Genomic DNA, 12836 nt, shown 5'->3' with positions numbered 1-12836 from the left:
GGCATCACCGCAGCGACCCGACGTACTTTTTCGCCTCCACCCGCTGCCGCAGCATGTCCGACGCGCGCTGCACCAGTGGCACGCGCTGCTCGCGGGTAAGCTGATCCAGCCAGGCCTGCTCCAGCTTGCCCGCCCATTCCAGCAGATCCGGCGCGGGGTTGCGCTCCACATGTTGGCGGGCGAAAGCGATGATGGCCTGCGCGTATTCGACGTTCACCGCCATCCACTCGGTGTCCGTCACCCGGCCCGTGTTTCTGCGCAGCAGCACGTGCAAGTGCGCAGCAATGGCCAGCAGGTCAGTTTCCGGCATATCGGGTACTCCTTCACGTTCACATGTTGATTCGCTCGCGGTGCAGTGCTATGTCCAGACCCACCTGCTCGGATTCCTCGTCCACACGCAGGCCGATCAGCGCATTCACCAGCCAGAACAGAATGGCCGTTGTGATCACGGTGAAGATGCCCACCGCCAGCACGCTGATGCCCTGTGTGACGACGCTTCCCGTGACGCCGCCGATGTCCGGGTCGGCAAACACGCCCGTGAGCAACGCGCCCACGATGCCGCCTACGCCGTGCACGCCAAACACGTCGAGCGAGTCGTCCGCGCCCAGCATGCGCTTGAGGCTCGTTGCGCCCCAGTAGCAGGCTACGCCTGCAATCGCGCCGATCATCAGCGCCGAGCGCGGCGTGACAAAACCTGCTGCAGGTGTGATCGCCACCAGCCCGGCGACCAACCCAGAGCACAGTCCCAGCAGCGTGACCTTGCTGCGTACGAGATACTCGGCCAGCGCCCAACCCATGGCTCCAGCGCAGGCCGCGATGTGGGTGACCGACAGTGCCAGCGCGGCACGTCCATCGGCCGCCAGCGACGAGCCCGCGTTGAAGCCGAACCAGCCAATCCACAGCAGCGCCGCGCCGATCATGGTGAAGCCCAGATTGCTGGGCTCCAGCGGCTCACGCCCATAGCCGCGACGCGGGCCGAGCATCCATGCGCAGACCAGTCCTGCCAGACCGGCATTGATGTGAACGACCGTGCCGCCCGCAAAATCCAGCGCACCCATCTTCGCCAGCCAACCGCCCGGCTCCCAGACCCAGTGCGCGATCGGCGCATAGACGATGAGACTCCACAGCCCCACGAACACCAGCATCGAGCCGAAGCGCATGCGCTCCACCCACGCGCCCACCAGCAACGACGCGGTGATCACGGCAAAAGCCAGTTGAAACATCGCAAACGCGGCCTCGGGAACATGTGGTGCCAGATGGCTGACCGCCACTTTTTGGTGCACGGAGTCGAAATCCAGCCCCGCAAACCAGAACCGGGAATCCGACCCGATCCAACCGTTTCCGGGCGTGAACGACAGCGAATAGCCAAACGCGAACCACAGCAGGCTCACCACGGCGGCAATCCCAATCACGCTCGCCATGGTGTTGAGCACGTTCTTGCGCCGCACCATGCCCGAGTAAAACAGCGCTATCCCGGGCAGCGTCATGAGCAGCACCAGAATCGTCGCCGTCATGAGCCATGCCGTGTCGACGGCGCTGATGCTCTGCAGATCCGTGACGGAAGGCCGGTTGATGGTGGCAGCCATGGCTGCTGGTGACCAGATTCCCGAAACACAAGCCCCGAAACTCCCCAAAGCCACGCATTTCCCGCCAAATTTTTTGCGCTCCGTCATAGCTCTCCGCGTATCAATGACTACTATTCGTTACTGCAAATGCACGAGTCGTGCCAATGACTACAGAGAGGCGCTGCCACAAATAAGGGCAGTGCCTGCAGTCCTGCGCTCCAAAATAGGGTGGGGAAATCACCAATGCACTATCAATGTGCAACGTTTACATTCTCCTTACTCGAACGCGGGCCTCGGCACGCAGCGAGGGGACCGAGGAGACGCCACAACTCAAACAACATATTCAAAATATTCCGAGCATCCCCAATAGATGCCAGATTTCATACAAAGCGCCGCTGAGTCGGCGCTTTTTTTTGCTCATTTTTTGAGCGCGCGGGATTTTTGGATGCGGCTGGCCGGGAGTTCGCCCCGGCGGGCGAGTAACTTTTCGCTGGCGCGCGAAAAGTCACCAAAAGCGCGCTGGAATTCGGGGGCACGCGGCAGAACTCAGCTTCGCGCCGTAGGCGCTCCGTTCGGGCAACCGCCGCGAGTCAGATCAAAAGCTGGGGAGGGCGCTGCTGCATTCTGCGATGCAGCAGCGGGGGCGCGAGTATCGCGACGGAAATATCAACGCTTGAGCACAAGGGCCGCAATTCGTCGGGGGTTCTCTCGTTGGGTATATGTTTTGTATATGAATCGTATAATTCATGGATGGGAATCGTAAAAATCTCCGACGATCTGCATGATCAGATCCGTCTGTCCAGCTCCGCGATGAGTCGCTCCATCAACGCACAGGCCGAACATTGGCTGCGTGTCGGTCAATTGGCGGAGCTTCATCCTCACCTCAACTACACGGGCATCTGCGCGCTGTTGCTGTCTCATGCCCGCAAGGCGGAGCAGGACGAAGTGGCTGCCGTGCCGGTGCGCCTCGTGGGAGGGCAGTCATGAGCCGTCGCGGAAAAGTGCGGTCTGTGCCGATTCGGGGTGCGGATGAAATTGCGCTGTCGCGCGAGGCGGGTGGGTTGGCGGCAAAGGTGCTGGCGATGCTGACGCCGCATGTGCAGCCGGGCGTGACCACCGAGCATCTGGACAAGCTCTGCCACGACTACATCGTGAATGAGCTGCAGTGCGTGGCGACGAACATTGGCTACGGCGGGTTTCCGAAGACCATCTGCACTTCGGTGAATCACGTCGTGTGCCACGGCATTCCGTCCGAGACGGAAGTGCTGAAAGATGGCGACATCATCAACGTGGACGTGGCGGTGACCACGCCGCGCGGCTGGATTGGTGACACGAGCCGCATGTACTACGTGGGGCAGCCCAGCAATCAGGCCAAGCGTCTGGTCGAGACGACTTACGAGGCGCTGCTGGCCGGCATCCGCGCGGTCAAGCCTGGTGCGACGTTGGGCGACGTCGGCTTTGCGATCCAGAGCATTGCGCAGCGCGAGCGTTTTGGTGTGGTACGCGAGTATTGCGGGCACGGCATCGGCACCGTGTACCACGACGATCCGCAGGTGCTGCACTACGGCGTGCAAGGCCAGGGGCTGGTGCTGGAGCCGGGCATGATCTTCACGATTGAGCCCATGCTGAATGCGGGCAAGGCCGCAACGCGCGAGCTCAGCGATGGCTGGACGGTGATCACCAACGACAAGTCGCTTTCCGCGCAGTGGGAGCACATGGTGGCGGTTACGGAAACCGGCTTCGAGGTGCTCACACCATGGCCGGACGGCACGGGTAACTACCCAGCGATTTGAGCTGTTACTCACTTCGGAAGCGGCACTGCTGTTGGCCGCTGATGTACATCAAAGTGTTGGCATGCTTGCGCTTCTAACCTTCGGCAACACCTGAAACATATTCGTTGCGCATCGCGCTGTTTGCTTCAGGCCCAACCAAAGAAGGAGCAACAAGCAATGAGCACTCTGCAATGGTCCGAAGAGATGGCGCTGGACCTGCCGATGATGGACGACACGCACAAGGAATTCGTCGAACTGCTGCAGGCCGTGGAGGCGGCGGAAGACATCGAGCTGATCGCTGTCTGGCAGGATCTGATCGTTCACACCGAGCACCATTTCGGCCAGGAAGACCGCTGGATGGAGGCGACCAAATACGCATCCGGCAACTGCCACAGCGTGCAGCACAAGGTGGTGCTGCAGGTGATGCGCGAAGGCTTGGTGCGGGCCGAAAAAGGCGAGCTGTTCGTGCTGCGCGAGATGGGGCGCGAGCTGGCGGTCTGGGTGGTGCAGCACACGCAGCTCATGGACGCGGCCCTTGCGCTGCACCTGCGCCGCGTGGGCTACAACCCGCTGACCGGCGAGGTGGCGTCTCCGGACAATCTGCCTGACGAACTCATTCATGGCTGCGGTGGCGCGTGTTCTTCGGGAGAGGGCGACGAAGAGGTTGTACGCGAAGAGGAAGAAGAAGCGCCCGCCGCAGCCATGCATTGAGTGTCTGACCTCGCTCTCCTTGTCTATCGCGCGCGATCCCGTGTCAGCAGCATCGCCGCCATGTGCCATGACAGTTGCTTGAGCGCATTGCGGAACGCGGGCGATGTGATGCGTCGCCTTGGCGTGTAGGCGGCGGCCAGCACGCGCTGCTTGGCCCGCCGGAGCGACTGCTGGTCACGCGCGGCGAGCGCGCGGGTCAGGCGGTCGTGATAACGCTGCACGCGTTGCACTTCGGCGAACGACAGCGACGGGCCGCTGAACTCGGGTCGATTGGCCATGGTGTTCATGCTGCTCAACGTGATCATGCCGAGGCTCCTTCCACTGGTGTACCGGCAGGCTTCACGTTGCCATTGCCATTGCCGTTGTTGTTTTGGTTGCGAGCGGTCAGCTCGTACCAGTTCACCTTGCGGGTCAGAATCATGATCACGCCCAGCACCACGAACAGCGCGATTGCACCGACGACCAGCGCGGTCTGTTCGAGCTGCAGCAGCACATACAGCATGCCGTAGAGCAGCGCGATGCCGAGACCGAACGGTATGCCCATCTTCAGTCCGCCCAGAATGTGGCTCGCGTAGTAGCCGAGCAGCAGCACGCAGGCGCTTGATGCCATCGCGTACGACAGGCCGAACGACAGGTGCTCGGAAAGACTCACCAGCAGCAGGAAGAAACTGCACAGCGCAGCGCCGACGAGCAGGTATTGCACCGGGTGCACGCGCAGCTTCTTCATCAGCTCGAACAGGCCGACGGCCACGAAGGTGAGCGCGATGAACAGCACGCCGTATTTGATGGCGCGGTCGGAGAGCGAGTACGGATTCACCGGATCGACGAAGGACACGCTGAAGCTGTCCGCGCAGCCGGGGGCGGGCTGGGTCTGGATGGTTGCGACTTCCTCGACGGACGATGCTGCAGTCGCCACGGCTGCTGCTGCCGCCGCAGCTTCGTAGACGCGGCCGTTGGCGTAGTCTTCTGAATCGGCGCCTGCGCTGCATACGCGGCGGCCCAGGCGAATGTCCTGTTGCGCGGTGGTTGCCAATGACGAAACGCGCCAGTTGGCGGTGAAGCCTTCATCGCTCACATCCCGCTCCGACGGAAGAAATCGGCCTGCAAACGAAGGGTGTGGCCAGCCGCTTTGCATCTGCACGTCGTTGTTGCTGGCGATGGGTACGAAGGACACGTTCTGCGTGCCGACCAACTCCAGATCGAGCGAGACGTTCACGGTTTCCTTGTCGCTGCGGATCGCGTCGGGCAGCGAGGCGTGCAGGCCGCGTGTGTAGATCGGGTGGAAGGTGCCGGGCTTGAGCGCAACGCTCTTGCCGTCGAGCTCCATCTGCGCCGTGCGGATGCCGCGCGCATCACCGACGCCCATCATCAGAATCGGCGCGCCGCATTGCATGCGCGAATCCTTCATCGAGCGCTGTGGCTGCAGTTGCGCCAAGCCTGGCCACTCGGCGGTCACATGCGCCTTGAGCGTGTATGCGTTCACCTTGTGCAGGCCGCGTGCGCGCTCTTCCATCACCGCGCCGGTGCGCACCTTGAGATTTTCGGGCAGGGCGGTGAGCATGAATTCGCGGCGCTGCTCGCGCACCGTGCGGTCCTTGCCGCTGCCGCTCACCACGTCCCAGCTTTCGACGCAGGAGCTGTGGATGATCGGGCCGACCAGCGTCTGCGATCCCGCGAGGCTTTGCACCACGCTGCGTTCGGTTTCGCTGCGGTAGTACTGCCGGTCGCGGACCACGCCTTCGATCATCGACAGACCGAACAGCAACAGCACGATGACGAGCAGCAGCGCTGCCAGTTTGGAGAGGAGGGGGAATCTCAAGGTATTGCTCCACGAATGGTGTTTCATGGAGCGCAGTTTTTCGGTTCGTCGTGATGACCGAATGAAGTTTGTGAAGCGAGCGTGAAGTCGCGGTTACGAGCCGAATTGCAGGCGGATGCTGAACCCCGGATGCAGATTGCTCAGATGCCAGTCGCCGCCATGCAGATCGAGCACGCGCCGCACGATGGCGAGGCCGAGGCCCGAGCCGCTGCGTGCGCCGTCGGGTCTGGCGGTGGTGAAAAAGCGTTCGCCCAGACGCGGCAAGGCGAACTCGGGAACGCCCGGGCCCTGATCGCTCACGGTGACGTTTGCGCCCTGCAGTTCGATGCGCACCGTGCTGCCTTCGGGCGAGAAGTCGATGGCGTTGTCGATCAGGTTGCCGATGGCGAGCGTGACGAGGTCGGCCTCCCACGGGCCGTTCGCGCCTTCGCCTTGCAGCACGAGTTGCACGCCGCGCTGGCCTGCGCGCGCGTTGCATTGGGAGACAGCGCGCTCTGCGCAACTGCGCAGCGAGACCGGCGCGGCGGAGTCCGCATGGTGGCGCTGCTCCAGCTTGCTGAGTTCGAGCAGTCGGTCGATCAGGCGTTGCAGGCGTTCGCTTTGTTCGACCACTTGCGATGCGAATTGCGCGCGGTCTTCGGGTGGCAGATCGTCCTGCAGCAGCTCGCCCGCACCGCGAATCGCGGCGACGGGGCTTTTGAGTTCATGCGTGAGCGCGCGCACATAGCCTTCGATGTAGTCGCGGCCTTCAAGGCGCTCGCGCATGTTGTCCATGGCGCGTGCGAGATCGCCCAGCTCTCCGGGCACTTCGGGCACGGGCGGCGTGGCGCTCGATGTGTTGGTGGGGGCCTGCACGCTCAGGGCGTAGTCGCGCAGACGGCGCACATGCCAGACGATCCACAGCGTGATCGCGATGCCGACCAGCGCCGACAGCGCCAGCAGCAGCACGCCGCCCTTGAGAATCTTGCGCTCGGCGCGTTCGATGAAGCGCTGCACGGTGCGCGTGGGTTTGGCGACGGTGAGGGCGCCGATGATCTTGTTGCCCACCAGAATTGGTGCGGCCACGTACATCACTCCGCTGGAATCGTCGTCCGCCACGTCGCGCGATGCGCGCGCGCCGTACTTGCCCTGCAGCGTGAGTGCCACGTCGCGCCAGCGCGAGTAGTCCATGCCCTCGGCGCGGCCCTCGCTGTCGAAGATCACATGGCCGGTCGCATCGACCACGTAGATGCGGTAGTCGAGCGACTGCTTGGACAGGCCCCAGATGCTCGCATCCACGGGCCGCGTCGCATAGCGCTTGACGCTGCGCGCGAACGTGCTGTCCAGCGAGCGCAGGCTGGCCAGGCTCATGCGGCCGCTGGCGACTTCTTCGCTGGCGAGCTCGGCCAAAATGTTGGCGGTGTCCACCATCATGTCTTCCATCACCTCGCGCACGCTGGGTTTGATCTCGGCGGTGAACACGCGCAGGATGAAGAATGCCGCGATGCCGTTGATCAGAAAGAAGGCGAACAGCAATCGCAGGCCAAGGCGCATGGCGGACTACTCTTTGGAGAACTCGAAGCAGTAACCCATGCCGCGATGGGTGGTGATGTATTCGCGGCTGGCATCCACCGCGCGCAGCTTGGCGCGCAGTGTCTTGATGTGGGTGTCGATGGTGCGGTCGGTGCTTTCGCTGTCGTCGCCCCATGCTGCGGTGAGCAGATGGTCGCGCGAATGGATGCGGCCCGCGCCTGCGAGCAGCGTGGACAGCAAACGGTATTCGCGCCGCGTGAGCGCGAGCGGCTGGCCGTTGAAATGCATGCGCTGGCCGGTCACGTCGTCATGGAATGGATTGCCGTTGCTCGTGGGATTGGCGGATGCTGCCGGAGCGGGCGTGGCTCGCCGCAGCAAGCCCTTCACGCGCGCCGCCAATTCACGCGGACTGAACGGCTTGGCGACATAGTCATCGGCACCGAGTTCAAGGCCGAGCACGCGGTCGATTTCTTCGCCGTGCGCGCTCAGCACCAGCACCGGCATGGTCTGGTGCTGCGCATGTTGGCGCAACTCGCGCAGCAGTTCCAATCCGTTGCCGTCGGGCAGACCGACATCGAGAATCAACGCATCAAAACGCATGCCCGCGAGCAGCGAGCGCGCATCGCCCAGCAGCAGGCTGTGGTTGACCTGCAGACCTTCGCGCTCCAGCGTGTAGATCACGGTGCGCGCAATCGCGGGGTCGTCTTCGACGAGCAGGAGTCGGGCGGGCATGTCGGTAGGCGTCAGAGCGGAGGGTAGCGGGTGGTGAGAATCGGGAACAGTTTCTGCAGGCCAACGGCCATGACTTCGACGGCCAGCGCGGCCAGAATCAGGCCCATCAAACGCGTCATCACGTTGATGCCGGTCTTGCCCAGCACGCGCGAAATCGGTTCGGCCAGCGAGAAGCAGATCCACACGGCAACCGCCAGCACCAGACCATAACCGAGCAGCACGACGTGTTGCCAGATGGTGTGCGCCTGATTGGCATAGATCACGACCGTGGACATGGCGGCGGGTCCGGTGAGCAGCGGAATGGTCAGCGGCACGACGGCGATGCTGTTGCCCATGGCGGCCTTCTCGGCACCGGCTTCCAGCGTTTCGCTGTTGGGTTTGTCTTCGGCGGGGCGGGCGTTCAGCATGTTGATGGCGCTGATCAGCAGCAGCATGCCGCCGCCCACCTGGAAGCTCGCCAGCGAGATGTTGAAGAAGTCCAGCACCTGCAGACCGAGCAGCGCGCAACCCGAGATCACCAGAAATGTGCTGACGGCTGCGGTGCGCACCGTCTGGCGTTTTTGCTCGTCGCTGAAACCCTGCGTGTAGTGGATGAAGAACGGCACGATGGCCAGCGGGTTGACGATGGCCAGCAGCGAGATGAGCGGTTTCAGATCCATCAACGGCCTCCGGAAATTTCGAGGAACGACATCGTCGTGAACGGCGATGCGTCGGACATCAGCCAGACGATGCTTTCGGCCACTTCTTCGGCCGTGCCGCCGCGCCCCATGGGCACGCTGGGCGTGAGATCGCTCACGCGATTGGGACGACCGCCACTGGCGTGGATCTCGGTCTCGATGAAGCCGGGGCGCACGGCGTTCACGCGGATGCCTTCACTCGCGACTTCCTTGGCAAGGCCAATCGTCAGCACGTCGATGGCGCCTTTGGACGCTGCGTAGTCCACATATTCGCCGGGCGAGCCCAGACGCGATGCGGCGCTTGACACATTCACGATGCTGCCGCCTTCGCCGCCATACTTGGTGCTCATGCGGCGCACGGCCTCGCGCGCGCAGTAGAAGCTGCCCAGCACGTTGATGCTGAACATGCGGCGCAGTCGGTCGCCAATCATCTGATCGACGCGCGATGCGTGATCGACCACGCCCGCGTTGTTGACCAGCGCGGTGAGGCGGCCCAGTTCATGGTCGAGCGTCTCGAACATGGTGATCACGTCGGCCTCGACCGACACGTCCGCCTGAATGGTGATGGCCTTGCCGCCCGCGTCGCGAATCTGGCGGGCCAGCGCCTCGGCCGCATGCGCGTGGCGCACATAGTTGATCGCCACCGACCAGCCCTGGCTTGCGGCCAGCAGCGCGGTGGCTGCGCCAATTCCTCGACTGCCACCAGTGATGAGTGCGACCTTGTTCAAAGGGAATCTCCGTTCATGACCATAATCAATTCGCAAGATTGTCGTCAAATCCGTGAGGTTGACGCGTCCGGTGCATGCGGCCGAGGTCCGGTGTGTGGTTTTATGGACTCAATCCGCAGCACCTCCGATTGTGGTTTGTTTCAGCCCTTCCGAGGAGACCTTGTTCATGAGCGCTTTCACCACCCTCACGTCTGCCGACGGCTTCAGCTTCCCCGCCTATGTGGCCCGCCCCGAAGGCGCACCGCGTGGCGCGCTGGTCGTGTTGCAGGAAATCTTCGGCGTGAACTCCCACATCCGCTCGGTGGCCGACCGCTGGGCCGCGCGCGGCTATCTGGTGGTCGCACCCGCCAACTTCAGCCGCGTGCAAAAGGACGTGGAACTGGGATACACGGGCGACGACATGAAAGCCGGCGTCGCACTCAAGGCCCAGACCGAAGCGCTGCCCGCGCCCGGTGTGCAGCCCGACATCCAGGCGGCCATCGACTTCGCGGCCAAGGAGTCCGGCGGCAAGAAGGTCGGCATCTTCGGCTTCTGCTGGGGCGGCCTGTTGACTTGGCGTGCAGCTGCTTCGCTCAATGGCCTGTCAGCCGCCGTGCCTTACTACGGCGGCGGTGTGACCACCGAAGCCGAAATCGCCCGCCAGCCCAAGGTGCCGCTGATGGCCCACTTCGGCGACAAGGACGCGCACATCTCCGTGGACAGCGTGAAGGCGCTGGAGAAGGCGCACCCCGAGATTCAGGTGTACCTCTACGCGGCGGATCATGGCTTCAACTGCGACCAGCGCGGTTCGTTCGACGCGGCAGCGGCCCAACTGGCGGACGAGCGCACGCAGGCGTTTTTTGCCAAGCACCTGGGCTGAGCGGGCGTTGCCTGGCGCTCAACTCTGACCCGTGCGTGCCAGATAGCGTTTGCGCCAGAAGATCAGCGTCAGTGCGAGCGCGATCATCAGCATGGCCGAGAGTGCCCACCAGAATCCGGCCGGGGTGTGCACGAACGGCGTGAACTCGAAGTTCATGCCGAAGATGCCCGCGATCAGGTTGAGTGGCAGGAACACGGCGGTCAGCGCCGTGAGCGTGCGCATGATGTCGTTGGTGCGGTTGCTTTGCAGCGAGAAATGCATCTGCACGGCGGTTTCGGCGCTTTGCTCCAGACGGCGCACGTGGTGGATCACACGTTCGATGTGTTCGAGCACGTCGCGGCTGCGAACCTTGAGCAGTTCGATTTCGCGCACGCCGTTCGGGGTGTCCGGCGTGGGCCAGCCTTCGAGCGCGTCGATCCAGTCCTGGATGGCGGTGCGCTGGTCTTCGCAGATTTCGTCGAGCTGGTGCAGCGCCAGGCGCGATTCGAGCAGTGCGGTCCAGTTGATGCTGCGCGCTTTGGGGCGCAGCAACTCGACCTGCCAATGATCGAGCTGGCGCGAAAGTTCGCGGCGCAGATCGAGGTATCCGTCGACGATGAGATTCACCACGCGCAGCATGATGTCCGCAGGGCTGGTGGGCATGCGCGCGGCAGTGAGCGGGCCCGCGCGCAGGTCGCGCTGTGCGGTTTCCTGCGGGAGGGTGCTGTCGGCGGCGGCTGCAGTGGTGGCATCGGCGTTGGCCAGCGCGTGCGTGGTCTGGCCTGTGTTGAGTGCCAACAGGCGTGCGGCGTAGGCATCGCGCACGTTGCAGTCGTCGGGGTGCACGGAGAACAGCAGTTGGTCGAACACCACGAAGCCGACGGCGCTGGTGCGCACGCGCCGGAATGCGGGGGCCACTGTCGATGCGGTGGTCGAGGCTGCGTCGTTGCCGTTGGTCGGCGCGCGCCCGCTCATCGACAGACGACGAAACACCAGCAGATCGTATTGCGAGGTGTAGTCGTAGTGCGATGGAAGCTGCGCGTTGAGCAGGTCGGAGACATGCAGGTCCACCAGCTGCTGTCCAGTGACGGCCTGCAGCATGGACTGCGTGCGCTGCAGATGCTCGCTCAAAAACGTGCGCGTGCAAGCCACCCAGAAGAAGCCTGCCTCCGGCGCGGCGCTGGGCAACTCGAACAACTCATGCGCCGGCGCACCGGGTTGCACATGAAAGACACGAAATGGGGCGGGAATAACTTGCTCGGCCAACGGTATCTCCGACAGGGGATGCTTTGGGGAGCATTGTGGCAAGAAACGGGGCAGGGCGCGCGACGCATCCTTTCAGAAGGCCGCGGAGCAGGCCATGCCAGCAGACGCCGAGCAAGAGCCGCCTCGCGGCGAAGGCGTCGTCCCCCTTGTAGGGGGAAGGCGCGAAGCGACTCAGGGGGTCTTCATCAGCTTCGCCGCGTCAATGGCGAAGTAGGTCAGCACGCCATCGGCACCTGCGCGCTTGAACGCGAGCAATGCTTCCATCATCACCTTGTCGTGGTCCAGCCAGCCGTTGGCGGAGGCGGCCTTGATCATGGCGTATTCGCCGCTCACCTGATAGGCGAAGGTGGGGACGTGAAACTCGTCCTTCACGCGGCGCACGATGTCCAGATACGGCATGCCGGGCTTGACCATCACCATGTCGGCACCTTCGGACAGGTCGAGCGCCACTTCGCGCAGGGCTTCGTCGGAGTTGCCGGGGTCCATCTGGTAGACGTTCTTGTCGGCCTTGCCGAGCGCGCCGCGTGTGTTCACCGCGTCGCGGAACGGGCCGTAGAAGGCGCTCGCGTACTTGGCGCTGTAGGCCATGATGCGGGTGTGAATGTGGCCGTGCGATTCCAGCGCTTCGCGGATTGCGCCGATGCGGCCGTCCATCATGTCGCTGGGGGCGACGATGTCCACGCCCGCGGCGGCGTGCGCCAGCGCCTGACCGACGAGGATCTCGACGGTGTCGTCGTTGATGATGTAGCCGGTGTCATCGAGCAGACCGTCCTGGCCGTGGCTGGTGTAGGGGTCGAGCGCCACGTCGGTCAGCACGCCCAGGTCGGGGAATTCCTGCTTCAGCTTGCGCACCACGCGCGGAATCAGACCATCGGGATTCAGCGCTTCCTTGCCGTCGGGCGTCTTGAACTCCGGCTCGATCGAGGGGAACAGCGATAGCACCGGAATGCCCAGCTTCACGCATTCCTCGGCCACAGGCAGCAGCAGATCGAGGCTCAGACGGTCCACGCCGGGCATGGACGGCACGGCCACGCGCTTGTTTGTGCCTTCATGCACGAACACCGGATAGATCAGGTCATGCGGCGTCAGAACGTTCTCGCGCACGAGGTTGCGGGTGAATGCATCGCGGCGCAGACGGCGCGGACGATTGATCGGGAAGGGAGTCGGATTGGAGAGATGCATCCCGAAATTGTGCTCCACATTGAACAACGCTGGT

General features: G+C 63.5%; 14 protein-coding genes. 4 read left to right on the top strand and 10 right to left on the bottom strand.

The window, feature by feature from the left end; genetic code table 11:
• Positions 1-4 precede the first annotated feature (4 nt).
• Positions 5-310, bottom strand: coding sequence for a hypothetical protein (locus G7048_RS09810; protein ID WP_166067951.1), 306 nt, complete (start codon positions 308-310; stop codon positions 5-7).
• A 19-nt stretch (positions 311-329) separates the two neighbouring features.
• A complete protein-coding gene (locus G7048_RS09805) occupies positions 330-1586 on the bottom strand; it encodes an ammonium transporter (protein ID WP_240933229.1) in 1257 nt (418 codons plus the stop codon).
• Positions 1587-2315: 729 nt separating this feature from the next.
• Here G7048_RS09805 and G7048_RS09800 point away from each other — a divergent pair.
• From G7048_RS09800 to G7048_RS09790, 3 genes are all read left to right on the top strand, one after another.
• Positions 2316-2552, top strand: coding sequence for a ParD-like family protein (locus G7048_RS09800; RefSeq protein WP_166067949.1), 237 nt, complete (start codon positions 2316-2318; stop codon positions 2550-2552).
• Entirely contained in the window at positions 2549-3358 is an 810-nt protein-coding gene (gene map, locus G7048_RS09795; RefSeq protein WP_166067948.1) for a type I methionyl aminopeptidase, read from the top strand. The genes G7048_RS09800 and map overlap by 4 nt, the downstream gene beginning before the upstream one ends.
• A gap of 156 nt (positions 3359-3514) precedes the next feature.
• Entirely contained in the window at positions 3515-4048 is a 534-nt protein-coding gene (locus tag G7048_RS09790; protein ID WP_166067947.1) for a hemerythrin domain-containing protein, read from the top strand.
• Positions 4049-4071: 23 nt separating this feature from the next.
• Here the strand turns inward: G7048_RS09790 and G7048_RS09785 are convergent, their stop codons facing one another.
• The 6 genes from G7048_RS09785 to G7048_RS09760 form a co-directional block, all read right to left on the bottom strand.
• Positions 4072-4353 (bottom strand): hypothetical protein, encoded by a 282-nt coding sequence (locus G7048_RS09785; protein WP_240933228.1) that lies wholly within the window; start codon positions 4351-4353, stop codon positions 4072-4074.
• A complete protein-coding gene (creD, locus tag G7048_RS09780) occupies positions 4350-5867 on the bottom strand; it encodes a cell envelope integrity protein CreD (RefSeq protein ID WP_166067946.1) in 1518 nt (505 codons plus the stop codon). Before creD ends, G7048_RS09785 begins: the two co-directional genes overlap by 4 nt.
• A gap of 93 nt (positions 5868-5960) precedes the next feature.
• On the bottom strand, positions 5961-7400 hold the full coding sequence (gene creC, locus G7048_RS09775) for a two-component system sensor histidine kinase CreC (RefSeq protein ID WP_166067945.1): 1440 nt from the start codon (positions 7398-7400) through the stop codon (positions 5961-5963).
• Positions 7401-7406: 6 nt separating this feature from the next.
• Complete coding sequence (locus G7048_RS09770) at positions 7407-8111, bottom strand: winged helix-turn-helix domain-containing protein (protein WP_166067944.1); 705 nt, start codon at positions 8109-8111, stop codon at positions 7407-7409.
• A gap of 11 nt (positions 8112-8122) precedes the next feature.
• Positions 8123-8770 (bottom strand): MarC family protein, encoded by a 648-nt coding sequence (locus G7048_RS09765; RefSeq protein ID WP_371747666.1) that lies wholly within the window; start codon positions 8768-8770, stop codon positions 8123-8125.
• On the bottom strand, positions 8770-9516 hold the full coding sequence (locus G7048_RS09760) for an SDR family oxidoreductase (protein WP_166067943.1): 747 nt from the start codon (positions 9514-9516) through the stop codon (positions 8770-8772). The genes G7048_RS09765 and G7048_RS09760 overlap by 1 nt, the downstream gene beginning before the upstream one ends.
• A gap of 166 nt (positions 9517-9682) precedes the next feature.
• Between G7048_RS09760 and G7048_RS09755 the strand changes: the two genes are divergently transcribed.
• Positions 9683-10375 (top strand): dienelactone hydrolase family protein, encoded by a 693-nt coding sequence (locus G7048_RS09755; RefSeq protein WP_166067942.1) that lies wholly within the window; start codon positions 9683-9685, stop codon positions 10373-10375.
• Between the two features lie 18 nt (positions 10376-10393).
• On the opposite strand, the gene G7048_RS09750 is transcribed toward G7048_RS09755, so the two are convergent.
• The gene (locus tag G7048_RS09750) at positions 10394-11620 is read right to left on the bottom strand and encodes a magnesium transporter CorA family protein (protein WP_166067941.1); all 1227 of its coding nucleotides are present in this window, start codon (positions 11618-11620) and stop codon (positions 10394-10396) included.
• Between the two features lie 171 nt (positions 11621-11791).
• Positions 11792-12802: a porphobilinogen synthase gene (hemB, locus tag G7048_RS09745; protein WP_166067940.1), complete on the bottom strand. Its 1011-nt coding sequence runs from the start codon at positions 12800-12802 to the stop codon at positions 11792-11794.
• Positions 12803-12836: the final 34 nt, after the last annotated feature.

The sequence above is a fragment of the Diaphorobacter sp. HDW4B genome (genome assembly GCF_011305535.1).
Lineage (GTDB): Bacteria > Pseudomonadota > Gammaproteobacteria > Burkholderiales > Burkholderiaceae_C > Diaphorobacter_A.
Note: the sequence above shows the minus strand (reverse complement) of the source record. Positions and strands in the feature narration are given on the sequence as shown.